The organism is Streptomyces sp. NPDC005438 (assembly GCF_040606315.1).
GTDB lineage: Bacteria > Actinomycetota > Actinomycetes > Streptomycetales > Streptomycetaceae > Streptomyces.
Genome location: NZ_JBEXEP010000008.1, coordinates 134,674 through 160,388, shown reverse-complemented (window position 1 = coordinate 160,388; position 25,715 = coordinate 134,674). Strand labels below are relative to the sequence as shown.

The 25,715-nt window shown below is 72.8% G+C and carries 24 protein-coding genes and 1 pseudogene; 12 read left to right on the top strand and 13 right to left on the bottom strand.

Features of this window, described 5'->3' with window-relative positions:
- Window positions 1–179 precede the first annotated feature (179 nt).
- The 3 genes from ABZT14_RS18325 (at window position 180) to ABZT14_RS18315 (ending at window position 5,196) form a co-directional block, all read left to right on the top strand.
- On the top strand, window positions 180–1,553 hold the full coding sequence (locus tag ABZT14_RS18325) for a transglycosylase family protein (protein WP_356303553.1): 1,374 nt from the start codon (window positions 180–182) through the stop codon (window positions 1,551–1,553).
- A 587-nt stretch (window positions 1,554–2,140) separates the two neighbouring features.
- Window positions 2,141–2,965 (top strand): SAM-dependent methyltransferase, encoded by an 825-nt coding sequence (locus ABZT14_RS18320; protein ID WP_356303550.1) that lies wholly within the window; start codon window positions 2,141–2,143, stop codon window positions 2,963–2,965.
- Entirely contained in the window at window positions 2,962–5,196 is a 2,235-nt protein-coding gene (locus ABZT14_RS18315) for an EAL domain-containing protein (RefSeq protein WP_356303548.1), read from the top strand. The genes ABZT14_RS18320 and ABZT14_RS18315 overlap by 4 nt, the downstream gene beginning before the upstream one ends.
- A gap of 48 nt (window positions 5,197–5,244) precedes the next feature.
- Here ABZT14_RS18315 and soxR read toward each other — a convergent pair whose 3' ends face one another.
- A complete protein-coding gene (gene soxR / locus ABZT14_RS18310; RefSeq protein WP_356303545.1) occupies window positions 5,245–5,724 on the bottom strand; it encodes a redox-sensitive transcriptional activator SoxR in 480 nt (159 codons plus the stop codon).
- A gap of 56 nt (window positions 5,725–5,780) precedes the next feature.
- On the opposite strand from soxR, the gene ABZT14_RS18305 reads away from it, so the two are divergent.
- On the top strand, window positions 5,781–6,494 hold the full coding sequence (locus ABZT14_RS18305; RefSeq protein WP_356303542.1) for a transketolase: 714 nt from the start codon (window positions 5,781–5,783) through the stop codon (window positions 6,492–6,494).
- 26 nt (window positions 6,495–6,520) lie between these two features.
- Complete coding sequence (locus tag ABZT14_RS18300) at window positions 6,521–7,426, top strand: transketolase (protein ID WP_356303539.1); 906 nt, start codon at window positions 6,521–6,523, stop codon at window positions 7,424–7,426.
- Window positions 7,427–7,471: 45 nt separating this feature from the next.
- On the opposite strand, the gene ABZT14_RS18295 is transcribed toward ABZT14_RS18300, so the two are convergent.
- The 6 genes from ABZT14_RS18295 to ABZT14_RS18270 form a co-directional block, all read right to left on the bottom strand.
- Entirely contained in the window at window positions 7,472–8,395 is a 924-nt protein-coding gene (locus ABZT14_RS18295; RefSeq protein ID WP_356303536.1) for an alpha/beta hydrolase, read from the bottom strand.
- Between the two features lie 127 nt (window positions 8,396–8,522).
- Window positions 8,523–9,152, bottom strand: a complete 630-nt coding sequence (locus ABZT14_RS18290; RefSeq protein WP_356303533.1) for an ATP/GTP-binding protein — start codon at window positions 9,150–9,152, stop codon at window positions 8,523–8,525.
- Window positions 9,130–9,513, bottom strand: a complete 384-nt coding sequence (locus ABZT14_RS18285; protein ID WP_356303530.1) for a DUF742 domain-containing protein — start codon at window positions 9,511–9,513, stop codon at window positions 9,130–9,132. The genes ABZT14_RS18290 and ABZT14_RS18285 overlap by 23 nt, the downstream gene beginning before the upstream one ends.
- Before the next feature lie 3 nt (window positions 9,514–9,516).
- Complete coding sequence (locus ABZT14_RS18280; RefSeq protein ID WP_356303527.1) at window positions 9,517–9,933, bottom strand: roadblock/LC7 domain-containing protein; 417 nt, start codon at window positions 9,931–9,933, stop codon at window positions 9,517–9,519.
- A 30-nt stretch (window positions 9,934–9,963) separates the two neighbouring features.
- The gene (locus ABZT14_RS18275; RefSeq protein ID WP_356303524.1) at window positions 9,964–11,412 is read right to left on the bottom strand and encodes an ATP-binding protein; all 1,449 of its coding nucleotides are present in this window, start codon (window positions 11,410–11,412) and stop codon (window positions 9,964–9,966) included.
- Between the two features lie 539 nt (window positions 11,413–11,951).
- Entirely contained in the window at window positions 11,952–12,605 is a 654-nt protein-coding gene (locus tag ABZT14_RS18270; protein WP_356303522.1) for an alpha-ketoglutarate-dependent dioxygenase AlkB, read from the bottom strand.
- Between the two features lie 209 nt (window positions 12,606–12,814).
- On the opposite strand from ABZT14_RS18270, the gene ABZT14_RS18265 reads away from it, so the two are divergent.
- Both ABZT14_RS18265 and ABZT14_RS18260 read left to right on the top strand, forming a co-directional pair.
- Window positions 12,815–13,609: a tyrosine-protein phosphatase gene (locus ABZT14_RS18265; RefSeq protein ID WP_356303519.1), complete on the top strand. Its 795-nt coding sequence runs from the start codon at window positions 12,815–12,817 to the stop codon at window positions 13,607–13,609.
- 82 nt (window positions 13,610–13,691) lie between these two features.
- The gene (locus tag ABZT14_RS18260) at window positions 13,692–14,621 is read left to right on the top strand and encodes an LLM class F420-dependent oxidoreductase (RefSeq protein WP_356303517.1); all 930 of its coding nucleotides are present in this window, start codon (window positions 13,692–13,694) and stop codon (window positions 14,619–14,621) included.
- A gap of 256 nt (window positions 14,622–14,877) precedes the next feature.
- Here ABZT14_RS18260 and ABZT14_RS18255 read toward each other — a convergent pair whose 3' ends face one another.
- The 4 genes and pseudogenes from ABZT14_RS18255 to ABZT14_RS18240 form a co-directional block, all read right to left on the bottom strand.
- Window positions 14,878–16,314, bottom strand: a complete 1,437-nt coding sequence (locus ABZT14_RS18255) for a GuaB1 family IMP dehydrogenase-related protein (RefSeq protein WP_356303514.1) — start codon at window positions 16,312–16,314, stop codon at window positions 14,878–14,880.
- A 190-nt stretch (window positions 16,315–16,504) separates the two neighbouring features.
- Window positions 16,505–17,527, bottom strand: a complete 1,023-nt coding sequence (locus ABZT14_RS18250) for an HNH endonuclease (RefSeq protein WP_356303511.1) — start codon at window positions 17,525–17,527, stop codon at window positions 16,505–16,507.
- Window positions 17,524–18,180 (bottom strand): class I SAM-dependent methyltransferase, encoded by a 657-nt coding sequence (locus tag ABZT14_RS18245; protein ID WP_356303508.1) that lies wholly within the window; start codon window positions 18,178–18,180, stop codon window positions 17,524–17,526. Before ABZT14_RS18245 ends, ABZT14_RS18250 begins: the two co-directional genes overlap by 4 nt.
- A 231-nt stretch (window positions 18,181–18,411) precedes the next feature.
- Window positions 18,412–19,378: pseudogene (locus ABZT14_RS18240) on the bottom strand (pirin family protein).
- Window positions 19,379–19,713: 335 nt separating this feature from the next.
- On the opposite strand from ABZT14_RS18240, the gene ABZT14_RS18235 reads away from it, so the two are divergent.
- Genes ABZT14_RS18235 through ABZT14_RS18215 form a run of 5 tightly spaced genes read left to right on the top strand, consistent with a single transcriptional unit; the run spans window position 19,714 to window position 23,580 of the window.
- Window positions 19,714–19,902: a hypothetical protein gene (locus ABZT14_RS18235; protein WP_356303505.1), complete on the top strand. Its 189-nt coding sequence runs from the start codon at window positions 19,714–19,716 to the stop codon at window positions 19,900–19,902.
- 9 nt (window positions 19,903–19,911) lie between these two features.
- Complete coding sequence (locus ABZT14_RS18230; RefSeq protein ID WP_356303502.1) at window positions 19,912–20,655, top strand: hypothetical protein; 744 nt, start codon at window positions 19,912–19,914, stop codon at window positions 20,653–20,655.
- Entirely contained in the window at window positions 20,652–21,599 is a 948-nt protein-coding gene (locus tag ABZT14_RS18225) for a hypothetical protein (protein WP_356303500.1), read from the top strand. Before ABZT14_RS18230 ends, ABZT14_RS18225 begins: the two co-directional genes overlap by 4 nt.
- A 38-nt stretch (window positions 21,600–21,637) precedes the next feature.
- On the top strand, window positions 21,638–22,516 hold the full coding sequence (locus ABZT14_RS18220; RefSeq protein WP_356304084.1) for a hypothetical protein: 879 nt from the start codon (window positions 21,638–21,640) through the stop codon (window positions 22,514–22,516).
- A 5-nt stretch (window positions 22,517–22,521) separates the two neighbouring features.
- On the top strand, window positions 22,522–23,580 hold the full coding sequence (locus tag ABZT14_RS18215) for a serine hydrolase domain-containing protein (protein WP_356304081.1): 1,059 nt from the start codon (window positions 22,522–22,524) through the stop codon (window positions 23,578–23,580).
- 264 nt (window positions 23,581–23,844) lie between these two features.
- Here the strand turns inward: ABZT14_RS18215 and ABZT14_RS18210 are convergent, their stop codons facing one another.
- Complete coding sequence (locus ABZT14_RS18210) at window positions 23,845–24,888, bottom strand: sugar-binding domain-containing protein (protein ID WP_356303497.1); 1,044 nt, start codon at window positions 24,886–24,888, stop codon at window positions 23,845–23,847.
- A 122-nt stretch (window positions 24,889–25,010) separates the two neighbouring features.
- Window positions 25,011–25,682 carry a ribulose-phosphate 3-epimerase gene (gene rpe / locus ABZT14_RS18205; protein ID WP_356303495.1) on the bottom strand — a complete coding sequence of 224 codons (672 nt, stop codon included), beginning with the start codon at window positions 25,680–25,682 and terminating at the stop codon, window positions 25,011–25,013.
- Window positions 25,683–25,715: the final 33 nt, after the last annotated feature.

The window sequence follows — 25,715 nt, the reverse complement described above, 5'->3', positions numbered from 1 at the left end:
CGGGTCCCGAAAGAGCGGATCGAAGAGACCCGTACACCCCGACGGAACTGGGCGAAGACCCCGTAAACGGTGGGTAGTTGGTGAACACCCCCTTGTGACCATCTCTCCGGTCCCTCTATCGTGGGCCCGCTCGCCAACCGCCGGCCCCGCACCAGGCCCCCACCACGGAGGAACCGTCCATGTCCCGTGGCCGCCATCGACGCGTCAAACCCCGTTCCACCGCCCGCACTTCACTCAGGGTCACCGCGAGCGGGGCGGGTCTGGCGATCCCCCTGGCCGGGTTGAGCGCCGCCCACTCCGCTCCCCAGGACGTGTGGAACAAGGTCGCCGCCTGCGAGAGCGGCAACAACTGGGAGGTCAACACCGGTAACGGTTACTTCGGCGGGCTCCAGTTCAAGCAGAGCACCTGGCAGGCGTTCGGCGGCACGGTGTACGCCTCCCGCGCGGACCTGGCCAGCCGCGACCAGCAGGTGGCGGTGGCCGAGAAGGTGCTGGACAGCCAGGGTCCGCAGGCCTGGCCGCACTGCGGCCCCAAGGCCGGGCTGGCCCGTGACCAGGCCGATCCCCAGCGGGCCTCCCGCACCCAGCAGCGTCCGGCCGCCACCACCAAGCGCGCGGCGCCGCCGCGCAAGGCCGGCAGTTCGCCCCAGGGCAAGCCCTCCCAGCGCACCGGCAAGCCCGGCAAGGGCGACTACCGGGTGCGGTCCGGCGACAGCCTGTCGGGGATCGCCGAGGACCAGCACGTACGGGGCGGCTGGCAGTCGCTGTACGAGCGGAACCGCTCCACCGTGGGCGAGGACCCGGACCTGATCTACCCGGGGCAGAAGCTCCGGTTAAGCGGCAAGGCCCCCAGCCGGCCGGCGCCGGCGAAGCCGAAGCGGGACACCAGGGCCTCCGGCAACGAGGCGGGGTCGCCCCCGAAGAGCACGCCGTCGAAGAAGGCCGAGCCCAAGAAGACCGAGAGCACCAGGAAGGTCGAGGCCCCGAAGAAGTCGGAGTCTCCCAAGCCCCGGCAGAAGGCGTCCGTTCCCCAGCAGCGCGCCAAGCCGGAGCAGAAGCCCAAGGCGACGCCGAAGAAGACCCACACACCCAAGCCCAAGCCGAAGCCCCAGCGTTCCCAGGCGCGTCCGGCGAAACCGGCCTCCCAGGGGTTCACCACGCCGGTGTCGGGGGTGAGCCCCAGTACCGCCTACCGCGCCTCCGGGGCGAGTTGGTCCAGCGGCTACCACACCGGGGTCGACTTCCCGGTGTCCACCGGCACCACCGTCAAGGCGGTGGGCCCGGCCACGGTGGTCTCGGCCGGTTGGGGCGGTTCCTACGGGTACCAGGTGGTGCTGCGGCACGCGGACGGCAAGTACAGCCAGTACGCCCACCTCTCGGCGATCTCGGTGCGTTCCGGCCAGTCGGTCGGCGGGGGCCAGCGGATCGGCCGCTCCGGTACGACGGGCAACAGCACCGGCCCGCACCTCCACTTCGAGGTCCGCACCGGGCCCGGTTACGGCACCGACATCAACCCCCTGGCGTATCTGCGGGGACACGGGGTGTCCATCTGAGGCAGACGGTGTGACGGCCCCCGGTCCCACGGTGGCGCCCTCCCCCTCCGGGGGTGCCGGCGGGTGGGTCCGGTCCGGTTCCGGCCGCCGTACCCGGCGCCTCACCTCTGACGACATCCGGCCCAACACCTGTACCTGGTACGGGAGTTGGGCCGGGGTGCGGTTCTGACCAAGGGTCAGGAGTCCGCTTACGCCCGGGCCACGGGGTTCGCGCCGCGCGGTAAATGCGGACAAACGCTGTCGCACCGCGCACGCCGGGAGCAAGTCAGGGCGACACCGGGTACGCTCCCGTCAGTTCGACGGCGTTCAGGCTCGTTCCGCATGAGTCCCTCCTGGGCGCCGGGAATGAGGGAACCAGGACTTCCGGTCATGAGGCTTTCGTGGTGCTTCCCCTGTCACCTCCGCGCCCGGGCATGTGACAGGGGCACACGACGGGAGGGCTGGGGAGAGGCGGGTTCGGGGAGCGTTCAACGGCCGGTGGGGATCAGGCCGTTGCGTCACACACCCTTATCCTCACCCCTTCCGTATCAGTAGCCTCGTCACCCGACCAGGCAAGCCGACGCGAGTTGACAACAGCTGGAGACCCGATGGAACGACCCGCCTGGGCACCCCAGGGCATCGACCTCACGGTGCCGAGCGTGTCCCGCATGTACGACTACTACCTGGGCGGATCGCACAACTTCGAGGTGGACCGGGAGGCCGCCCGTCAGGCCATCGACGCCTGGCCGACGCTCCCGAAGCTGATGCAGGCCAACCGCGCGTTCATGCGCCGGGCCCTGGGCCACGCCGCGGAACAGGGCGTCGACCAGTTCCTCGACATCGGCTCCGGCATCCCCACCTTCGGCAACGTCCACGAGATAGCCCAGCGGGCCAACCCCGAGGCCCGGGTGGTGTACGTGGACTGCGACCCGGTGGCCGTGGCCCACAGCCGGGCCGTCCTGGAGGGCAACACCAGGGCCGGGGTGGTGCCGGCCGACTTCCGCGCCCCCACCGACATCCTGCGACACGAGACCACCGAACGGCTGCTGGACTTCAACCGGCCGGTCGCCCTGATGTTGGTGGCCATCCTGCACTTCATCGAGGACCGCGAGGACCCGTGGAAGAGCGTCACCGAGATACGCGACGCGCTCGCGCCCGGCAGCCTGCTGATCCTGAGTCACGGCTCGTGGACGGCCGCGCTCGGGAACGGGGGCGGTGAGGCCGAGGTGGAGGAGGTCTACCACCGGTTCGGGCAGGCGCTGGTCTCCCGGGACAAGGCGTCCGTGGAACGGTTCTTCGACGGCTTCGCGCTGGTGGAGCCGGGGGTGGTGTCACTCCCCCACTGGCGGCCCACCACCGACCCCGACCAGGAGGACCCGGCGGCCTTCTTCGCGTACGCCGGTGTGGGACGCAAGGTGGGTAGTGTCGGGTGACTCAACGCCCCCAGGAGCGCGCCGGCTCGGCAACGCGCTCACTCAGTGAGAGCCCGGAGGAGCCGGACGGGCTGCGCAGATTCGCGACCATCTGGTCCCGGGCCGTCTACCCCTCCACGGCCACCTCGCTGACCCGTAAGGAGTTCGAGGACTACCTCTACCCCCTGGCACGTCAGCTGGCGGAGGCCCTGCACGCCCACCCCTTCACCCCCGCGCCCGCCCGCGAGGTCGGCAACTCGCTGGTGGCCGCGCACTGCACCAGTCCCGACGCCCTGCCGCACATCCTCGGGGTGGTGGACGCCTACCTGGTGCTCTACAGCGGACAGCGCGGCGGACCGGGCGACTCGGCGGAGCGGGAGGGGCGCCCGACGCTCACCGCCGAGGAGGCTCGGGCGCGGTGCGCGCGGCTCCAGCACGCCATCTCGGCCGGCTTCTCCCGGGCGTTGCGGGAGCGCACCCGGGTGGAGCAGGAGGCGCTGTCCCGGGCCGCCCTCGCCGCGCAGACGGCGGTGGAGGAGGCGCTGCACGCCAGTGAGACCCGGTTCCGCGCGGTGTTCAAGGACGCCACGATCGGGATCAGCATCGCGGACATGGACGGTCGGATACGCGATGTCAACGGCGCCCTGGCCAGGATGTTCGGCCGCTCCGAGGAGGAGATGCGGCGGCGCAACGTCAACGACTGGGTGCACCCCGACGACGCTCCCGAAGTGTGGCGGCTGCACCGGGAGTTGGTGCGTGGCGAGCGGGACCACTTCCGGGTGGACAAGCCGTACCACCGGCCGGACGGCACGGTGCTGTGGACCAACCTGACGGTCTCGCTGCTGCGTTCGCCGGACGGTGAGCCGCGCTACCAGCTGATGCTGCTGGAGGACATCACCGAACGCCGGCTGCTGCACCTGAGGCTGCGGTACGAGGCCACCCATGACGAGCTGACCGGGCTGCCCAACCGCACGCTGTTCGCCGAGCGGCTGGACCGGGTTCTGGGCAGTGGCACCTCGGAACGCTTCGGGCTGTGCTACCTGGACATCGACGGCTTCAAGGCGGTCAACGACAGCCTGGGCCACGCGGTGGGCGACCAGTTGCTGGTGGCCGTGGCGGAGCGGCTCCAGTCCTGCGCCCCGGCGCAGCGGCACCTGGTGGCCCGGATCGGCGGCGACGAGTTCGTGATCCTCACCGAGTCGCCCGAGCACCGTGACGAGATCACCGACCTGGCCCGTCAGGCGCTGGCCTCGCTGGCCACGCCCATCTCGGTGGACGGGCGGGACCTGTCGGTGCGGGCGAGCATCGGGGTGGTCGAGGGGCCGACCGGGGAGCCGAACCCGGCGGAGGTGATGCGCAGTGCCGACATCACCATGTACCGGGCCAAGGACGCCGGCGGCAACCGTTACGAGCTGGCCGACCCGGACTCCGACGCCCGGGCGATAGACCGGCACAGCCTGACCAACCACCTGCCGGCGGCGTTGGAGCGGGCGGAGTTCTTCCTGGAGTACCAGCCCCTGGTGCGGATGTCCGACGGTTCGGTGGCCGGGGCGGAGGCCCTGGTGCGCTGGCGGCACCCGATCCACGGGCGGCTGGGGCCGGACCGGTTCATCCCGCTGGCCGAGAACACCGGCCTGATCGTGCCGTTGGGGCGCTGGGTGCTCCAGCAGGCGGTGCACCAGGCGCGGCGCTGGCACGAGGCGGGGTTGGCCTCGGACGGGGGGCCGGACCGGTCGTTGCGGGTGAACGTCAACCTCTCCCCCCGGCAGTTGCACCACCCCGACCTGGTGCAGGACACCGTCAACGTACTGCGGGAGGCGGGGTTGGAGCCGGGGGCGCTGTGCCTGGAGGTGACCGAGAGCGCGCTGATAGGGGCGGACGAGGACGAGTTGAAGCCGTTGCGCCAACTCGCCGAGCTGGGCGTGGAGATCGCGCTGGACGACTTCGGCACCGGCTACTCCAACCTGGCCAACCTCCGGCGGTTGCCGGCGACCGCGTTGAAGCTGGACCGCTCCTTCACCCAGGCGTTGCAGAACCATCCGGCGGACCCGGTGGACGTGACCTTCGTGGAGGGGATCGTGTCGCTGGCCCACGCGTTGGGGCTCCAGGTCACGGTGGAGGGTGTGGAGACCGAGGCCCAGGCGGAGCAGCTGCGGGTGTTGGGCTGCGACACCGCGCAGGGCTGGTACTACGCCCGTCCGGCGCCGGCCGAGGAGATGCTGGTCGGACCGCGTCCGACGACCACGGCCTGAGGGGTACGCGCGCCGGGGTGCCGGCCGCGCACGCGTGGGGCCGCCGGTTCAGCCGCGGTCGCGGGCGGGGGGCTCGACCTGGTCGTCGCCGAGCAGGTAGCGGGCGCCTGCCCCGGAGCTGCCGGCGATGTCGTACGGGTTGTACAGGCGGCACTTCCGCAGGCTGAGGCAGCCGCAGCCGATGCAGCCGGTCAGTCGTGACTTGAGCTGTTCCAGTTCGGCGATCTGGTCGTCGATGCGCCGCTGCCAGGTGCGGGCGACGGCGTTCCACTCGGTGGCGTTGGGCGCCCGGTCCTGGGGCAGTCGGGCCATGGCCGTACGGGCCTCCTCCAGGGACAGTCCAACCCGTTGGGCGGCGCGTACGAAGGCGACCCGGCGGAGGGCGACCCGTGCGTAGCGTCGTTGGCCGCCGCTGGTGCGTTCGGAGTGGATCAGGCCCAGCTCCTCGTAGTAGCGCAGGGCGGAGGGAGCCAGCCCGGAGCGGGCCGACAGTTCACCGATGGTCAGGCGGCCGTCTCGATCCGTCATGACCTCCAGCATAGCCGTCTTGACCTCAAGTGAACTTGAGGTTGCAGGCTGCTCGCATGACTTCCACGACACCCACGGTGCGGCTCGGTCAGCCCGCCCGTTACGAGGACCTCCCCCGACTGATGAGCCTGATGACCGGTGCCGAGAAGCACGGCCCGGCCGCCACCTCCACCCTGGACGCGGTGTGGGTGCTGTACGACCGCGTCCTGCGGGTCAGCCCCGAGACCGCCGAGCACCCGGACCGGGACCGCTTCCTGCTCTCCAAGGGTCACGGCCCGATGGCGTACTACGCGGTCCTCGCGGCCAAGGGGTACTTCCCGGTCCACTGGCTCCCCGGGTTCGGCTCCTACCACTCGCCGCTGGGCCACCACCCGGACCGGGTCCTGGTCCCCGGGGTGGAGATCAGCAGCGGCTCGCTGGGGCACGGGTTGCCGCTGGCGGTGGGCACCGCCCTCGGGCTGCGGGCCCAGGGCCGTACCGATCCGGCGGTGTGGGTGCTGGTCGGGGACGCGGAGCTGGACGAGGGCAGCAACCACGAGGCGCTCGCCTTCGCCGGTGCCTACGGACTGGAGCGGCTGCACACCGTGGTGGTCGACAACTCCTCGGCCTCGTACGCCCGCCCCGGGGGTATCGCGGCCCGTTTCGAGGCGGCCGGCTGGTCCACCGCCACGGTCGACGGACACGACCACCAGGCCCTCCTCGGGGCCACCCGCCACCCCCACCCCGGTCGCCCGCACGCGGTGATCGCGCGAGTGGAAGCCAAGGACTGACCCCACCACCGGAGGACTCCCCCGATATGGACACCATGCGTGAACGCTTCCTGGCCACCACCTCCGCCCTGCTGGACGAGGACCCCCGGCTGGCGGTGGTGCTGGCCGAGATCAGCAAGGCCGGACTGGAGCCGACCATCCGACGCCACCCGGACCGGGTGGTCAACGTGGGAATCCGGGAACAGCTGCTGGTCGGCGCCGGTGCCGGGATGGCGCTGACCGGAATGCGACCGATCGTGCACACCTTCGCCGCGTTCCTGGTGGAACGGGCCTTCGAGCAGGTCAAGTTGGACTTCGGGCACCAGGACGTCGGCGGGGTGCTGGTCAGCTCCTACGGCTCCTACGACTGGCCCGCCGGCGGCTTCACCCACATGTCTCCCGGCGACATGGCGCTGATGGGCACCCTCGACGGCTGGACCCTTCAGGTGCCGGGCCACCCGGACGAGGCCGAGGCACTGCTGCGGCAGGCGGCCGACCGTACCGACCGGACCTACCTGCGGCTGTCGGACCGGGCCAACTCCCTCCCCCAGCCCCTGGACGGCAGCCGGATGGTGACGGTACGGCGCGGGAGCCCGTCGGCGGCCGTGGTCCTGGCGGTGGGCCCCCTGCTGGACCACGTGCTGACGGCCACCGAGGACCTGGACGTGACCGTGCTGTACGTGACCACCACCAGGCCCCTGGACGCCCGGACCCTGCGCGAGGCCGTGGGGGTGGGGGCGGACGCCGCCGTGGTGCTGGTCGAGCCCTATGTGGAGGGGACCAGCGTGGCCGCCGTCGAGGCGGCGCTGTCGGACCGCCCGCACCGCACCCTGGCGCTGGGCACCCGGCGGGAGGAGCTGCGGCGCTACGGCACCGCCGAGGAGCACGAGCGCGCGCACGGTCTGGATCCGGCCTCGTTGCGGAAGCGGATCGCCGGTTTCCTCGACCGGTGAACCGGTCCGGGGGCCGGTTCGGCCCGGCCCCCGGCACCGCACGGGTCAGCTGTGGTCGTCCAGCCAGCGCAGCAGGTCGGCGGAGACCTGCTCGCGGTGGGTCTCGTTGAGGATCTCGTGTCGGGCGCCCGCGTAGGCCCGCCAGGTCACCTCGCGCATCCCCAGGTAGCGGAAGTCCTCCAGCAGTTCGTAGACCAGCGTCATGCCCTGGTTGCAGGGGTCCTGGTCGCCGACCGCGATGTGGACGGGCAGGTCCCGGGGGACGCGGTCCAGCTGTCGCGGGTCGTTGATCTTGCGGGAGCCCTCGACCCAGTCCAGGGACAGTCCGGCGCTGAACGGGAAGCCGCAGGCCTCGTCGGCGACGTAGGTGTCGACCTCGGCCTCGTCCCGGGAGAGCCACTCGAAGCCGGTGCGCTGGGGGAAGGCGTCGTTGAAGGAGGCGAACAGCCGGGGTACGAAGTCCGAGTCGGCCGACCGGCCGCCCTTCTCGATCTCCTCGGTCAACAGGGCCACGGCGCCGTCCAGTTCACAGCCGGGCAGGCTACGGAAGGTACCGGACAGGATCAGCCCGGACAGCTCCGCGCCGTACTCCTGGGCGTAGTCGCGGGCCAGTTGGGAGCCCATGCTGTGGCCGAGCATCACGTGGGGCAGCCCCTCCGGCAGCCGGGCCCGCATCCGGTCGGAGAGGGTGTGCAGGTCCTCCACCACCGCGCGCCAGCCGCTCACCCCCACCACTCCGTAGCCGCCGGTGTGTTCGGCGGTGGCCCCGTGACCCCGGTGGTCCGACCCCAGCACCGCGTAGCCGTGGTCGGTCAGGAAGCGGGCGAACCGGTCGTAGCGCGCGGCGTGTTCGGCCGCCCCGTGCACGATCTGGACCAGTGCCCGAGGCCGCTCCTCGGGGAACCAGGTGTAGGTCGCGATCCGTGTGCCGTCCACGGCCTCGGTCAGATCCCTGTGCTGGTCCACCACGTCGCCTCCCTGTCACACACCGGGCCTTCCCGGCGGGCTGCCGTCGACTCGGGGGCCCGGCCCCCTTCCCGCCAGTGTGGGGCACCCGGGCGGGGCGCGCCCAGTGGAACGGCTCCGTCGGGCGGACTCAGCGGTGGGCGGGAGCCGGGCGGTCCAGGGACACGGAGTCCGCCCGTCCCTCGACGGTGCGCATCAGGTGGCTCACCAGGCTCACCAGTACCTGGGTGCTGGAGCTGCGCTGTCGGGCGTCGCAGCGCACCATGGGGACCTCCGGCCCCAGGTCGAGGGCGGCGCGCAGCTCCTCCAGGTCGTAACGGTGGGAGCCGTCGAACTCGTTGACCGCGACCAGGAAGCCGATGCCGCGCTGCTCGAAGAAGTCCACCGCCGAGAAGCAGTCCTCCAGCCGTCGGGTGTCGGCCAGCACCACCGCCCCCAGCACTCCCCGGGCCAACTCGTTCCACAGGAACCAGAACCGCTCCTGCCCCGGGGTGCCGAAGAGGTACAGCACGCGGTCACCGCCGAGGGTGATCCGGCCGAAGTCCAACGCCACGGTGGTGCTGGTCTTCCTGCGTACCCCCTCCAGGCTGTCGGTGCCGGCGCTGGCCTGGGTCAGCAGCTCCTCGGTGCTCAGCGGGGCGATCTCGCTCACCGCCCCGACGAAGGTGGTCTTGCCCACCCCGAAACCGCCGGCGACCAGGATCTTCAGCGCGGCCGGGAAGCCCCCGGCGCCGGGCTCAGAGTCGTTTGCGGAGACCATCCAACACCGCCTCCAGCAGCTCGCGGTCGGACCGGCCCCCGCCCAACGGGGCGGGGCGCGGGTCCCGGGTGGTGACGGCACCGCAGTCCACCAGGTCGGACAGCAGCACCTTGGTGACGATGGCCGGCAGCCGGACGTGGGCGGAGATCTCGGCCACGGTCACCGGTCCCCCGCACAGCCGCAGCACCTGCGAGTGGTCGGGCCCCAGCAGGGGTTGGGGATGGTGCGGGGTGGCCATCACCATCGTCAGCAGGTCGAAGTGGGACGACGGTCGGGTCCGTCCACCGCTGACGGTGTACGGACGGACCAGTCGGCCGGCCGCGTCGTCGTACAGCGGGGAGGTCAGCGCGGTACTGGGCATTCCTCAGCGCTCCGATGCCTGGCGGGCCGGGGTCACCAGGTGCGGCCGGACGCTCTTGACCAGCATGGCCATCTCGTAGCCCAACACCGCCGCGTCCGCCTCCCGTTCGGCCAGCACCGCCAGCTGGGCACCCTGGCCGGCGGCGGAGACGAACAGCAGCACCGAGTGCAGTTCCACCACGATCTGCCGTACCTCGTCACCCTCGTCGAACCGGGCGCCGGCGCTGCGGGCCAGCGAGTACAGCCCGCTGGAGAGGGCCGCCAGGTGGTCGGCCTCGTCCGGTTCCATGCCGTGCACGGCCTTCACCAGACCGTCCGCGGACAGCAGCAGGGCACTGCGGCTGTGCGGCACCCGCTGTACCAGTCCGGTCAACAGCCAGGACAGGTCGGTCGGTTGGCCGGTCGATGCTTCACTGACCATGATCGCGTGACGCTCCTCGGGGGTGTGTGCTCAGTGGGCCTGGCTGCTGTGCCGGGCGCCGTCGGAGGCGCCCTCGGTGAGGGACTGGGTGGTCGGTTCCGGCTCCCCCTCGGGGTCCTCGGCGAGTACGGTGCCCCGCCGGAACGCGGCCATCAGCCCGGGATCGTGCTCCACCTCGCGCCGGAACAGGGGCGCGGGCTGCTCCCGCAGTTCGGGCGCCAGGTGGGTCTGGCGCACCCGTCTGGGCAGCGGGGGTCTGTCGTCGTCCTCCGGTTCCCCGGCCTCCTCGGTGCGCGGCGCGGGCACCGAGGCGGGGGCGGAACCCACCACCTCCAGGCGGGGCCGCTCGGGGTTGTGGTGCCAGTCGTTCTCCCGCTCCTCGTTCTCCTCCCCCAGCAGGGTGGGCGGCAGGACCAGCACGGCCTGGGTGCCGCCGTAGATGTTGCTCTGGAGCTGTACGAGGATGCGGTGCCGTCTGGACAGCAGCGAGACCACGTACAGGCCGATCCGGCCGTCCTGGAGCAGCTTGCCCACGTCGACCCGGTCCGGCTCGGCCAGCAGGGCGTTCATCCGCGTGGTCTCGGCGGTGCTCATCCCCAGGCCCCGGTCCTCGACCTCGATCACCACCCCGGAGGTGACCCGCTGGGCGCGCAGCAGCACCTGGGTGTGCGGGCTGGAGAACACCGTGGCGTTCTCGGCCAGTTCGGCCAGCAGGTGGATCACGTCCGCCACGGCGTGGCCCCGGACCCGGCCCTCCACCGGGGGGACCACCTTGATCCGCTGGTAGTGCTCGACCTCGGCGACGGCCGAGCGCAGCACGTCGGTGAGGTCCACCGGGGTGGTCCACTGCCGGCGGGAGACCGCGCCGCCGAGCACCGCGAGGTTCTCCGCGTGCCGCCGGATACGGGTGGCCAGGTGGTCGACCTGGAACAGCCCCTTGAGTAGCTCGGGGTCCTCGACCTGGTTCTCCAACTCGTCCAGCAGCTCGATCTCCCGGTGGACCAGGGACTGCAGCCGTCGGGCCACGTTGGCGAACATCTCCAACTGGTACCGGCTGCCGGTGACCTGGCCGCGCATCAGCTCGGCGGCCTCCAACACGGCACGTTCGGCGGTGCGTTGGGCGGTGGTGATCTCGTGGTTGAGGAGGACCAGGGCGTCCCCCTGCGGTGGGTTGGACGTCTCCGGGCGGAGGGGGCGAACCGGTTCTCCCTGCTCCAGGCGCAGCAGCAGGGCGCGCAGTTCGGCCTGTCCCCGGGCGACGGCACGGCGGGCGGAGTCGTACCGGGCGGTCGTGGTGCGGGCCACGGTGTGGGCCAGCATCCCTCCCCCGACGACCACCGCGCCCATCAGCAGCAGGGCTCCGGCCAGCACACCCCAGTCGGTCATGGCGTCCTGGCCGCTGGGGCCGTAACGGAGGTAGGCGACCACCCCGGCGGCGATCAACGTGACCAGGGCCGCCGGAAGCACCGCGAGCCGCACCAACTGGCCGCGGAGGCTGGTGTCCTTCCCGGTGCCTCCGTGGGCCGCTCGGGCGCCGCGGCTGTGCCGAGCCCGCCCGCCGGACGGCGAGGCACTGTCGGGAGCGGCGGCTCGCCGTCGCGTGTGCACCGCTGAACTCGGGGCGTGAGGCATGGACGTCCTTCGCGGGATGAGGCGGTGAAAGGGATGAGACGCCTGGGGTGGCGCCGTGTTCACGCTAGCTCTCCCAGGGTGACCGAACAGGGCCACTCGCGGTATTCGCCACCCCACGCCAGCCCCCTTCGGGTGAACGGCTCGTGCGCACGTTTGAACAGGTCGGGGCGGGTCCGTGGAGCCCCGTACCACCTGCGGGTTAGGGGCCTGCCGGACGGGCGCCTAACCGGTGAGCGAGCGTCGCCGCCCAGGCCCGTGGGGCGGGAACGGGTCGCGACAGGAGCCGTGGTGAACGTCGTCGACCAGGGCTCCGGTGACCGCCGGTGGGAGCCTTCCGCTTTGCGAGCCGCAACACCGGGCGGGCCGGCCCGACGGGGGCCGATGCCTCAGCGCACCCGCACGGTGACGTTGAGCCGGCCGGTCAGCCCCAGCCACTCGGGGCCGGTGCCGGGGAGGGTGCGGGGCACCCCGTGGTAGGCGAGCCGGGCCGGGCCGCCGAAGACGAAGGCGTCGCCGCTGCGCAGTACGACGTCCTGCCAGGGGCGGTTGCGGGAGCGGGTGTTGCCGAAGCGGAAGACGCACGGGTCGCCCAGCGAGAAGGAGACCACCGGGGCCGGCGAGTCCTCGTCGCTGTCGCGGTGCATCCCCATCCGGGCCCGCTCGTCGTAGAAGTTGACCAGGGCGATGTCGAAGTCCCGCTCGGGGGGCGCGAGTCGGTCGTCCCGGGTGGCCGCCTCGGTGACCGCCTCGCGGGCCCAGGCCCCCAGCCAGTCGGGGAAGGGTTTGACCGGTGACTGGTCGCCGTCCACCACGTGGCGGGCGTAGCCGTAGGGGAACCAGTGCCAGCCCAGGCTGAGTTGGCGCACCGACATCCGGCCGCCCCGGGGCATGGCCACGGTGCGTAGTCCGGCCGGTGGCCGGGCCCACGTACGGCAGGCGGTCAGCAGTTCCCGTTGCGCCTGGTGGTCCAGCCAGCCGGGCAGGTGCACCGCTCCGGGGCTGACCGGTCGCGGCGGGGTGGGGAACAGTTCCTCGCTCACCCCTCCAGGGTGCCTCCTCGGACGGGTGCGGGCGGCCCCCCGACGGGTCCGCGCGTACGCGGTCGGCGGACCGTCGGGGGGCCGCCCGGGGGGTGTGCTTGGGCCGGCGTGGGCGTGGGGCCCATGTCGTAGGGTCGGTGGTCGTCGACCGGATGTGCGAGCCGCCGCCCTTCCCGGTACCCGGTCCCGCCCAGGTGAGGAGTGCCCACGTGACCCAGCAGTTCACCGAGCCGACCCTGTCCGGTGTGCGCAACTTCCGCGACCTGGGAGGGCTGCCGACCTCCGACGGGCGCCGGGTGCGTTCCGGCGTGCTGTTCCGCAGCGGACACCTGGCCCACGCCACCCCGGAGGACAGCGTCTACCTGGGCGGGCTGGGGCTGCACACGGTCTTCGACTTCCGCAACGCGGCGGACCAGGCGTTGGAGGGGCCGGACGTGGAGCTGCCGGGGGTGCGGAACGTCAACATCCCGCTGAGCGACCCGGCCGACGGCGCCGGCTTCTGGACGATGGTGCGCGAGGGCGACCTGGCGCAGTTGCGGACCGTCCTGGGCGAGGGCCGGGCCGCCGCGCGGATGGTGGAGTCGTACCGGACCCTGGTCCTCGGCCGTACCACCGAGCACTCCCGGATCCTGCACGCGCTGGCCGAGGACAACGTGCCGGCGCTGATGCACTGCGCGGCCGGGAAGGACCGGGCGGGGCTGAGCGTGGTGGTGACCCTGCTGGCGCTGGGGGTGGAGCGGGACGCCATCCAGGCCGACTACCTGCGGTCCAACTCCCCGCACCGCCGCTACCGCGTCCACCGGGGAGCCGAGGCCGAGGGCGGGCTCTCCGCCGAGGTGATGTCCCTGCTGTCGCCCCTGTTCGACGCCCGCGCGGAGTACCTGGCCGCCGCCTACGGCACCATCGAGGAGCGGTGGGGCTCGGTGGACCACTACCTGGAGCGGGGCCTGGACTTCGGCCCGACCAAGCAACAGATGCTGCGCGAGCGGCTGTTGGAGGGCTGAGCCGACCGGGCACACCCTTGCGCCCCGGGCCCGGCTGCCGTAGGCAGAGCCTCGACCGAGTGGTACGAGGGAAGGACTCACGGTGGCGATACGGCTGGGCTTCGGGCTGCCCCAGATGCGGCAGTACGAACCGGGCGGGGACGTGACGGCGGTGGCCCGGGCGCTGGAGCGCCTCGGCTACGACAGCGCCTGGGTGTTCGAGCGCACCCTGGTGCCCCGCCAGCCCCAGGACGGGATGTACGGGATGGAGGGCGTGCCCTGGTCCCCGGGGTACCAGCACTGCCTGGACCCGCTGGTGGCCCTCACCCTGGCGGCGGCGGTGACCTCGCGGATCAGCTTGGGCACCTCGGTGCTGGTCGCCGGGCTGCACCAGCCGTTCGAGCTGGCACGCACCCTGGGCTCCCTGGACCGGGCCAGCTCGGGCCGGCTGGTCGTGGGGATGGGCAGCGGCTGGTCCCGTGACGAGTACGCGGCGGCCGGCACCGACTTCGCCGCCCGGGGCGCCGCCCTGGACGAGACCCTGGACGTCTGCGCGGCGGTGTGGGGACCGGACCCGGTGACGGTCAGCGGTGCCCGTACCCGGGTGCGGGAGACCGACGTGGGGCCCAAGCCGGCCCAGCCGAGGGTGCCGATCCTGCTGGGCGGGATGAGCGACCGGACCCTGCGCCGGGTGGCGCGGCGGGCCGACGGCTGGCTGCCGGCCTTCACCCCGGCCCCGGTGCTGGCCCGCCAGGGCGCCCGGTTGCGGGAGCTGACCGAGGCCGAGGGCCGCGACCCGGACCGGGTACGGATCACCCTGCGGGCGGCGGTACGCCTGGAGGCCCGAGCGGTGTCCGGTGAGCGGCAGCCGTACCACGGCGACACCGCCCAGGTGGTGGAGGACCTGGCGAAGGTGGCCGAGGCCGGCGCGCACGAGGTCATCCTCGACTCCCAGACCCACGCCCGGAACGCGGACGAACTGGTGGAGCAGGCCGGGGAGTTGTACCGGGCGGTGCGGAAGGCCGGACTGTAACCGGGGGCGCTCCCCCTCGGGGACCGGGCCCGTGGGAAGGCGCTGCCGCCCGGCGCTCGGGGCCGTCAGACCACGTCAGCGGTCGGGTGCGGGGCGTACCGGGACCGGTCGGCAGCGTAGGCCGCGCCGGCCCCCGGCCGGGTCCCGCACCCCCTCGGCCCGGTGACCTCGGGTCCCGGTCCCGTACGACCGCGCTTCGGCCGTACGGGACCGCTGCCGTGCGCCGGCCCTCCGGGGTCGGGGACGACGCCCTCCGTCACCAACTCACGTGCAGGGGCTTGCCCTCGGCGTAACCGGCGGCGCTCTGCACACCGAACACGGCCCTCTCGGCGAACTCCTCCAGGGAGGAGGCGCCGGCGTAGGTGCAGGAGCTGCGCACCCCCGCGATGATCGAGTCGATCAGGTCCTCCACGCCGGGGCGTTCGGGGTCCAGGAACATCCGGGAGGTGGAGATGCCCTCCTCGAACAGCGCCTTGCGGGCCCGGTCGTAGGCGGACTCGTCGAAGGTGCGGTTGCGCACCGCCCGGGCGGAAGCCATGCCGAAGCTCTCCTTGTACAGCCGGCCGTCGGCACTCTGCTGGAGGTCGCCCGGGGACTCGTGGGTGCCGGCGAACCAGGAGCCGATCATCACGTTGGAGGCGCCGGCGGCCAGGGCCATCGCCACGTCCCGGGGGTGCCGCACCCCGCCGTCGGCCCACACGTGCTTGCCGAACCTGCGGGCCTCGGCCGCGCACTCCAGTACGGCGGAGAACTGGGGCCGCCCGACCCCGGTCATCATCCGCGTGGTGCACATGGCGCCGGGGCCCACACCGACCTTGACGATGTCCGCGCCGGCCTCGACGAGGTCCCGCACCCCCTCGGCCGAGACCACGTTCCCGGCCACCACCGGCACCTGGGGGGACAGCTCCCGCACCGAGGCCAGGGCGGTGAGCATCGACTCCTGGTGGCCGTGGGCGGTGTCCACCACCACCGCGTCCACCCCGGCGTCCAGCAGGCCCTTGGTCCGGCCGGCCACATCGCCGTTGACCCCCACGGCGGCGGCGATCCGCAGCCGGCCCCGGTCGTCGACGGCCGGTTCGTAGAGGGTGGCGCGCAGGGCACCGGTACGGGTGAGGACGCCCACCAGACGCCCGTCACCGTCCACGGCCGGCGCGTACTTGCGGTGCGCCCCGTCCAGCTGGTTGAACGCCTCCCGGGGGTCGATGTCGGCGGACACCACCAGGGGCTCCCGGGACATCACCTGGGACAGCTGGGTGAACCGGTCCACCCCGGTCAGGTCGGCCTCGGTGACCACCCCGACCGGGCGGCCCTCGCGGACCACCACCCCCGCCCCGTGGGCCCGCTTGGGCAACAGGGACAGGGCGTCGGCCACGGTCTGGCCCTCGGACAGCGTGATGGGGGTGTCGAGCACCAGGTGCCGGCGCTTGACCCAGGCGATCACCTCGGTGACCACCTCCAGCGGGATGTCCTGGGGGATCACCACCAGCCCGCCCCTTCGGGCCACGGTCTCGGCCATCCGGCGTCCGGCGACGGCGGTCATGTTGGCCACGACCAGGGGGATCGTGGTGCCGGTTCCGTCCGGGGTGGACAGGTCCACCGCCTGCCGGGATCCCACCGAGGACCGGCTGGGGACCATGAAGACGTCGTCGTAGGTCAGGTCATGGCTGGGGCGCTGGTCGTTCAGAAATCGCACGTGCTCATCCACTCTTCTCGGTGATCCGGGCGCTGGCCGGAAAAGGCACGTACTTCAGTCTCCCACGCCGGGCCTCGCTCCTCCCCGACCGGGTGCCGGACCCCGACCAGGCCGGGAGACCGCCGGCCCCACAGGTCACCGCCCTCAGCGATCCCGGCGGGTTCGCTCGGCTCCGGTGCCGGTGAGGGAGTCACGCGACGAGGTTCCAGACCTCGCCTACGTAGCCGTGCCAGCCGGCACGGGGGTCGAAACCGGCCTGGCGCAGGGTGATCCGCAGGGTGTTGCTGAGCACCTGCTGTGAGCCGGTGATCGCCTCGTTCCTCCCCACCAGGCGGACGAGTTCGTCCGGGGTCGGCAGGCGGTCGCTCTTGGCGCTGTTGCAGGCGGCGTGGGTGAGGACGAGGTTCCACAGCGAGTCCAGGTCGGGACCCGCCCACGGGGTGACCGCCGCGTACCGGTGCATCAGGGAGAAGGGGAAGACATGGTCCACGGCCGTCGGGTCACCTGGGGTGAGGACCTCCTGGCACAGGAAGCAGCGGCCGTGCTGGAAGCCGCTGAGCGTCCCCCTCAGGCGGGCGACGTCGCGCCGCCTGCGCCGGTCGGTGACGGTCATCGTCTCCGGGTCCAGCAGCACCCCGGAGCCCAGCAGGGACGGGCCGATGCCGGTGGTGTAGGACGCCTCGACGATGCTCCACCGGGCCTCCAACTCCTCCCACAACGCGGGCAGGTGCTCGGAAGTGGCGACCTGGACCATCTGCGGGGTCAGGTGCACGGTGCGCGCCCCGGGGCGGCCACCGATCTCGTAGAGGCGGTGCGGGATCTCCGAGCGGCCCCGGAGGTTGTGGAACTTGCGCATCACCATCTGCCGCATCGACCGCGCGGCGGCCTCCACCAGGGGTTCGGTGGGCTGCCCGGTGCGCCGGGTCTCCTCCGCCTCCCGTTCCACGACGCTGAGGAAGTCCCGGTCGCCCAGTTCCACGGCCTGGGACACCTGGGGCGCCGTCCGGGAGCGGTGGACCATGACCTGGGCGTAGGTGGTGGCGAACTCCCCCATCGGCACCACGGTCTCCTCGCGGGAGCCGTGGGTGAGGAGGGTGTGGGCCAGCGCGAACTTGTAGGTCCGGGAGTTGGCGCCCATCAGTACGGCGCCCTGCAACGCGGCTCGGGGTGAGGGGTCGGCGAAGAAGGAGCCGAAGCCGGCGGGGTGGCTCACGCGCTCCCCCTCTCCAGGACGAGGGTGGTCCAGCGCACCTCGTCCCGTCCGAGCCGGTCGGGGCCGCCGGACCGCCCGAGAAGGCCGAGCCCGCAGCGGTCGGCCAGCGCGAGGGTCTCCTCGGCGGTGACGTCGAACATCCGACGCCCCTCGGGGGGCGGGCCGTGGCGCAGGGTGAGCACCAACCGCCCGGTGGGGTGGAGGAGTTGGGACAGGCGCCGCAGGGCGTGGGGGCGTTGCCGCTCCTCCAGGTGCATCCACACCGCCGACAGCAGGACCAGGTCGAAGGGGCCGGAGAGCCGGCCCAGTTCGGGCAGCGCGTCGTCGACCCAGGTGACGTCGGTGGGACCGTGCAACCGGGCAGCCAGCTCGCGGAGTTCGGCCACCGGTTCCACGGCCGTGACCTCGAAGCCCCTGGCGGCCAGGGCCGAGGCGTCCCGTCCGGTGCCGGCGCCGATGTCGGCCACGGTGGCGGGCGCCGCAGGGGACACGGTGGAAGACGCCGTCGAGGACACAGCCGACGCGGCGGGTAGCCAGGGCAGCGCCTCGGCGTGGACCTCCTCGAAGGTGAGCGCCTCGTACCGCCGTGCCAGCCGCTCGGCCTCCCGCGCGTAGTACGCGAGGTTCTCCCGGTGACCGTCGATGACTGCCATGCCCGGCAACATACGGCACCCCACTGACAGCGGCCCCGGCTCCGGGCAGCCCCTCGGGGCGGGGCACGGGGAGCCGTGTGGCGGTACGTCAACGCCGAGCGGGAGCCGCCCGGTGGGCGCCCGGCACCAGACCGGTCAACCGTCGTGCCCCTCCGACGCCGGCCCCGCGCCCGGAGGTGGGGCCGGTCGGTGGCACCCGGACCCGTCCGGCCTCCGGTGTCCACCGGGTGGTCAGCGCAGCCGGCCCCTGGGCTTCAGGGGGAGGTCGGGCAGTTCGGGGGCGGCCAGCGCCGGGCCCTCGTACCCCTCGACGGTGCCGAAGCGGTCACCGGACATCCACTGTTCGCGGGCCCGCCGGATCTCCTCCTGGGTGCGGCCGACGAAGTTCCACCACATCAGCAGCCGCTCCTCGAAGGGTTCGCCGCCCAGCAGCATCAGCCCGGCGGCGGAGGCGGCCCGCAGGGGCAACTCCCGCCGCCCGCAGCCGAGGTAGAGCATGGAGCCGGGCAGGACGGTCACCCCGTCGACGTCCACCTCACCGGACATCGCCAGCACCGCGTACTCGAAGTCCGGCTCCAGGGGCAGCCGGGCGGTGGCGCCCTGATCCAGCGTCAGGTCGGCGCCGACCAGGGGGCTGTAGGTGGCGCCGGGTGAGGTGGCGGTGTCCAGGGTGCCGAGGATGACCCGGGCCGTCAGTCCGGGGGCGGTGACCTCGGGCAGGTCCGGGTGGTACGCGAAGTGCGGTTCCTGGTGGCGGTGTTGGTCGGGCAGCGCCACCCACAGCTGGGCGCCGTGCAGGTGGCGGGGGTGTCGGGCCGGGCTCTGCTCGGAGTGGCTGATGGCCCGGCCGGAGGTCATCAGCCCCAGTTCGCGGGGGCGGATGGTGCGGACGCTGCCGGTGGAGTCCCGGTGGAGCACCTCGCCCTGGTGGAGCCAGCTGACGGTCTGGAGGCCGATGTGGGGGTTGCGGAGGCACCTGCATACCGGGTTCCTCGGCGATGTCGTCCGGCCCGTAGTGGTCCACGAAGGCCCAGGCGCCCACCATCCGTCGGGGCAGGTTGGGCAGCAGTCTGCGTACCCGGGTGGACTCCCCGAGCCGTACCTGGCGGGGCTGGAGCAGTTCGCGGACGGGGGAGGCGGAGGTGTCGGTCCGGCCACCGCAGGCGGTGGGTACGGCCTGGCGTTCCAGGTTGCTCATGGGGTCAAGGTAGCGGGGTGGTTGACCGTTCACGGACCACCGTGTGGTCCGGCGAGGGGCGATCCGTCGGGGTCGCCGGGGGCCAACCGGCCCTGCCTGGGGCGCGGTTGGCGGGGTGGGCCGGGAGCGGCGGTGGTACACCCCGGGGGTACCGGGAGACGGGCGGACCGGGTCCGAGGGGGCCGCGGAGGGCGCCGGGGGTGGTGACGGGGGGTTAGCTGAGGGCGTTTCCGCAGGTCAAAAGCGGTCTTGCCCTTACGTTTTGCGAGGTTTTGTCCAGTACGTTCTACTACTTGAGGTAGGTCACATCGCACCAAGACCAAGGAGATGATGGCATGTCCTACATCGAGCCCAAGGCCCACGAAATCCGGGAGGACCTGGACACCGAGCTGGAGTCGGTGCTGAACCCGGGCGAAGTGGAAGGCTTCTACCGGGACACCCGTGAGTGCGCCGCGCTCGCGCTGGCCGGCGGCCAGGGAGCCGTGCTCCTCTCGCCCCCCACCCCCCGGCCGAAGAAGGGCTGACGGACACGCATGAAACAGTCAGGGGCTCCCACACGCCTCGCGGATGTGGTGCTCGACCTGGCTTCGGAGGTGGTCTTCGCTCTACGGAGCGGAGACCACCCTCCGGTGTGCGGGCCGGACGGCATCCGTGACGACCAGATCCGCCTGGCCGCCGTACGGGTCCTCGGGGCCGACGTACTGCTGCCCGGCACCCTCCACCGACAACCACCCCCGGCGTCCGACGTGGCCGCACTGCGGCAGGCCGTCGACGCCTTCCCGCCCTCCCCGGACGCGGCCGACACCACCCTGTGGAGTCACTGGGGCATGGCCGACGCCCTGCGGCGGCTGGCCGCGCACCCGTCCGGGCCACCCCCGGACGACGCCGGCCTGGCCATACTCCAGCCCAGCGACGCCGACACGGGCGTCGACACCGAGCTGTCCACCGAGTGGCTGCGGCAGGCGCCCTGGCAGCAGTTGACCCATCAACTGGCCGTCCTCAGCCCTCTGGCCGTACCCGGGGCGGACAGCGCCGTGGCCCGGGTGGCCCGGGACCGCACCGTCGACGTGGCGCGGGGCTTCGTCCGCGCGGTACGCCGACGGGACTGGCTCCAGGCCGCCGGTGCCGGACGTTGGCTCGCCCTGCTCGACCGGGTGCCCGACAGCCTCGGCCTGGAGACCGGGCTGGACTTCGTGGAACTGATGGGCGGCGAGGACTCCCGGGTCGCCCTCCAGCTCCAGGCCGCCCGGATGCTGGCCGACGAGGGGGTCAGGTGATCGCTCCCGAAGCCGAACGTGTCTCCCGTACCGCTCTGCGCTGGGTGCGCGAGCGGCGGGAGGAGTTCGCGCTCCCCGAGGACGTCCTCGACCCCGCCACCGACGTCAACCGCACCCTCAAACCCCTGGGGGAGCTGACCCAGGTGTGCGTCACCGTCAGCAGACGGCTGCCGGCCAGCGACCCCCGGCACCAACTGGCCCGGCGGATGGTCGAGTTCGCCTGGGACCAGACCGGTCGGGGGCAGCTGTTCGAGGACCTGGCCCGGGCCGAACCGTTCGCCACCTACCCCCTGGAGATCTACGCGGCCTTCCGCCAGTCGGGCCACCTCCACGCGGGCTTCGAACGGTTCTGCGCCACCCTGGCCGCCACCCGGGGCTGGCGCCGCCTGGAACAGGTGCCCAACCGGCGGCTGGGCGTCCTCAACTCCGAGCGCCGGATACAGCTCACCCCCCACGCCTCCCGTCACGCCGCCCTGGCCCGTACCTGGCTGGGCGGGCTGCCCGAGCCCTGGACCTTCGAACGGGACGCCGGCTACGGGCTCACCCACGTGGTCTTCCACCTCAGCGACTGGGGCAACAACCCCCGGTGGGTTCCCAGCGAACTGGGCGACTACCTGGGCACCTGGCTGCCCGCCTGGCTGGACGGGTGCCTGGAGGACGAACAGTGGGACCTGGCCTGCGAGTTGCTGGCCGTCGCCGCCTGCCTGCCCCAGCCCCCGCCCCGCCTGCCCACCGAGGGCGCGCTCTCGGTGATCGCCTCCGCCCAACGGCCCGACGGAGGGATCAGCGAGGTCGGCGCCGGCAGCCAGGGGCGGGCCAGCGGCGAGGACTTCGCCGGCAGCTACCACTCGACCCTGATGGCCGCCTTCGCCGCCACCCTCACCCTGGCCCGGCTCAGCACCACGGCCGCCCCCCACCGCAGTTGGCAAGGAGAGTTCGCGTGACCAGCATCGAGCGCCTGCACGGCGTCGGTCTACGAGCCATGGAGTGGCTGTACGCCCACCGTTCCGGCTTCCGGCTGGAGCCGGACGTCGACCCCGAGGTCGGTTTCCTGGAGCGCTTCAAACCGATCGGAGAGGTCGCCTCCATCTGCCGGGTGCTGTTCCGGGAAGGGGTGGCCGGCTCCCAACAGGCCGACCTGGCCCACCGGTTGGTGGACCACGTGTGGCGGGAGGTCCTGGACGGCGGGCGGATGCTGGTACGCGGCCAGCGGGTGGAACCGATCTCCCCCATCCCCTTCGAGGTGTACCTGCCCTTCAAGGAGATGGGGTACCAACAGCCCGACCTGGAGCGCGCCGTACGGCTCAACCACCGGCTGACCAGCTGGGGCGCCTTCGAGGTGCTGCCCATGCGCCGGCTGGGGCTCAGCGCCTTCGAGCGACGCTTCGGGCTCACCCCCAGCGTCGACCCCGAGGAGGCGGCCGGCCGCACCTGGCTGGCCCAACAGCCCGAGCCGTGGACCGTGGAGGGCCACATCGGCTACGACATCACCCACACCGTCTTCCACCTCACCGACTGGGGCGAGGACCCCGACGCCCTGCCGGCCGAACTCGCCGACTACCTGCACACCTGGGTACCGGTGTGGCTGGACGACTGGCTGGACCTGCAACGCTGGGACCTGCTCGGGGAGTTGCTGGTGGTGGACGCCTGCCTGCCCGAACCCACCCTGGACGAGCGGGCCTGGGAAGGCTTCGCCCAGGCCCAGCGCCCCGACGGGGCCATGCCGGCGCTGCCGGAGATGCCGACCGGCGACCCGGACGAGGTCTTCGACGTCGTCTACCACCCCACCCTGGTCGCCGCGTTCGCCTCGGCCCAGGCCACCTCACGGGCCCTGTCCCGACTGACCACCACCGCGCCGTGACCGGGGTGGTGACCCGGCCGGCGCCCGCCGAACTGGACCGGCTGGTACGCGTGGCGGCGGAGTCGGTGGACGCCCCGGACGTGGTCCTGGCCTGCGCGGTGGACGGCCACGAGACGGTGTGCACGACCGGACGTGCCGAACGCCCCCGTACCGGCCCCGGCCGGCGGGGGCGCGAGGCGCTGCGCTACGAGATCGGCTCGGCCTCCAAGCCGTACGCCGGACTGCTGCTGGCGCAGCTCGCGCACCAGGGCTGGCTGTCCCTGGACGATCCGGCCGCCACACTGCTGGCCCCCCACCGGGCGCCGGGCGACCATCCGATCACCCTGTTCCACCTGATCACCCACACCTCCGGGCTGCCCCCACTGCCGCCCGACTTCTACCTCCAGGCCCTGCCGCGCTGGACCACCAACCCCTACTCCGGTTACCCGCCCCACCGGGTGGTCCGCGCCTTCCTGCGGTCACACCCCCGGCACCGGCCCGGCACCCGCTGGCGGTACTCCAACTTCGGGGCGGCGGTACTCGGTCACGCCCTGACGGCGGCCACCGACACCGACTGGGACACCCTGCTCCGCACCTCGGTGCTGGAGCCCCTGGGGCTGCGCCAGACCCGTACCGTCCCCGGGGGCCCGGGGGTGGACGCCCTCGGGCACGCCGGGGCCGACGGTGCCACCCCGATGCCGCCCCTGCGGATCGGGGGGTTCCAGGCCGCCGGAGCGGTACACGCCACCCCCGGCGACCTGCTGCGCTTCCTCCAGGCCCACCTGGAACCGGACCGCACCCCGCTGGGCCCGGCTCTGCGCACCGCGCGCACCCCGGTGCTGCGCCGGGCACTGCGCGGTCCCGGCAGTCGGGAGTCGCACAGCTTCACCTGGTTCCTGCACCCCACCGACCGGGGGCCGCTGTACTTCCACGCCGGCGCCACCAGCGGCCAGCAGGCGTTCCTGGGCTTCCACCCGGAGTCGGGCACCGCCCTGGTGGCCCTGGCCACCCGACGGTTCCGGCTCGGGGACGACTTCGTGGGCACCGCCTACGCCCTGCTGCGGGAACTGGCCGGGGTGGACTGAGCCGGGCCCACCGCCCATGAGCGGGGCCCGCAGGCCACGTCCAGTCGTCGTCCGTCGTCGGCGCGACGACCGTGCGGGGATGTCCGACGACCTGGACGACGCTCACCCTCGGTGGGTACGGCTGCCCCCGGGGAGACGGCCGCCCGCAACCAGCGGCAGGGGCCTGGTCTTCGGTTCCCCCACGTCCCGGCGGCGACCAGTACACGTGGCCCCTGGAGGCCTCGACCACTCCCGGATCGGGACCCCACGGAAGCGGGGTGTGGGTCAGCCCCCGTCCGGGTCCGCCCGGTCCAGGGCGGGGCGGGGCCCCGGCCGCACCTCGCCCAGCAACCGGTCGGCGGCGGCGGTGTCGGTGACCAGACTGGTCACCAGGCCGGAGCGCAGCACCGCGCCGATCGCCTCCGCCTTGCGCTGACCCCCGGCTATCGCGACCACCTCCGGGACCCGCCGCAGCCGGTCCGCCTCCACGGTGATGCAGCGCTCCCCCAGGTCACGGCCGATACGGCGCCCCTCGGCGTCGAACAGGTGGGCCGACATCTCGGCGGCCACGCCCAGCGAGGAGTAGTGGTCCCGCTCCTCGGGGGCCAGCATGTCGTGCACGGTGGAGATGCCCGGCTCCCAGGAGCCGATGGACACCGCCGCCACGGTCACCTTGTCGAAGTACTCGAAGGCCCGGGCGATGCCGGTCTGGCTGCGCAGGGCGGAGGCGGTGGCCGAGTCCGGCAGCAGCATCGGGGCGTAGATGGGGTGGGCCTCTCCCCCGGCGACCTCGGCCGCCCGGCGTACCGCCTCGACCGAACCCCGGTCGGCGGTTCCCGCGTCGTAGACCCCGGTCAGCTGCACCACCGTGCAGGGCGGCAGCTGGCGCAGGGCGGCGGCCATGTGGATGGTGGAGCGGCCCCAGGCGAGGCCCAGCACGTCGCCGTCGGTGACGAGTTCCCCCAGCAGGTCGGCCGCCACCTCACCGAGGTTCTCGGGGTCGGCGGCCTCGTCCACGGCCTCCAGGGCGGCGGAGTCGCCCAGTACGCCGGAGGGGGACTCCACGACCACCGCGTGCCGCAGTCCGAAGCGGGCCCGCAGCCGGTCGGAACGCTCGGCGTCCAGCTCGGCCGGGACCCGGATCTCGATGCGGACCAGGTCCCGTTCCTGGGCGGTCTCCAGCACCCGCGCCACCTTGAAGCGGCTGACGCCGAATTCCTCGGCGATCTGGATCTTGGACTTGCCCTCCAGATAGAAGCGGCGCGCCATGGCCGCCGCCTGCATCAACTCGGCGGGCCCCATTCTCGTCGCTGTCCGACCCGTCGACATGCCACTCACCTCGCCCTTCGACCCACGTGTTCGCGCCGCGTGTTCATCCTTGCAGATCCGGCCGTCACCGGTGCTCCCGTGACGGTCGCCTTCCAGACCGTTCGGTGCCCGGTGTGGCCGGATCAGTGCGCACAGCCGCCGCCCACCTCCTCGGCCTGGCGACGCAGGGCGCTCACCGCGGCGGCCGGGTCGTCGGTGCCGTACACCGCCGAACCGGCGACGAACACGTCCGCCCCCGCCTCGGCGCAGCGCTCGATGGTCTGGGCGGACACCCCGCCGTCCACCTGGAGCCACAGCTCCAGTCCGTGCTTGTCGATCAGCTGCCGGGCCCGGCGGATCTTGGGCAGCGTGATGTCCAGGAACGCCTGCCCGCCGAACCCCGGCTCCACCGTCATCACCAGCAGCATGTCCAGCTCCGACAGCAGGTCCTCGTACGGCTCGACCGGGGTGGCGGGCTTCAGCGCCATGGAGGCGCGGGCGCCCTTGGCCCGGATCTCACGGGCCAGCCGTACCGGGGCGGCGACGGCCTCCGCGTGGAAGGTGACCGAGCCGGCGCCGGCCTCCACGTACTGCGGGGCCCAGCGGTCCGGCTCCTCGATCATCAGGTGGCAGTCCAGGGGCGTGGTGGTGGCCCTGGCCAGTGACTCCACCACCGGCACCCCCAGGGTCAGGTTGGGCACGAAGTGGTTGTCCATCACGTCCACGTGGAGCCACTCGGCGCCCTCGACCGCCCGGGCCTCCTCGGCGAGGCGGGAGAAGTCGGCGGACAGGATGCTGGGGAAGATCTGAGCCATGGCCCCAGTATGGCGGGGCCACCCGGCGGTGGA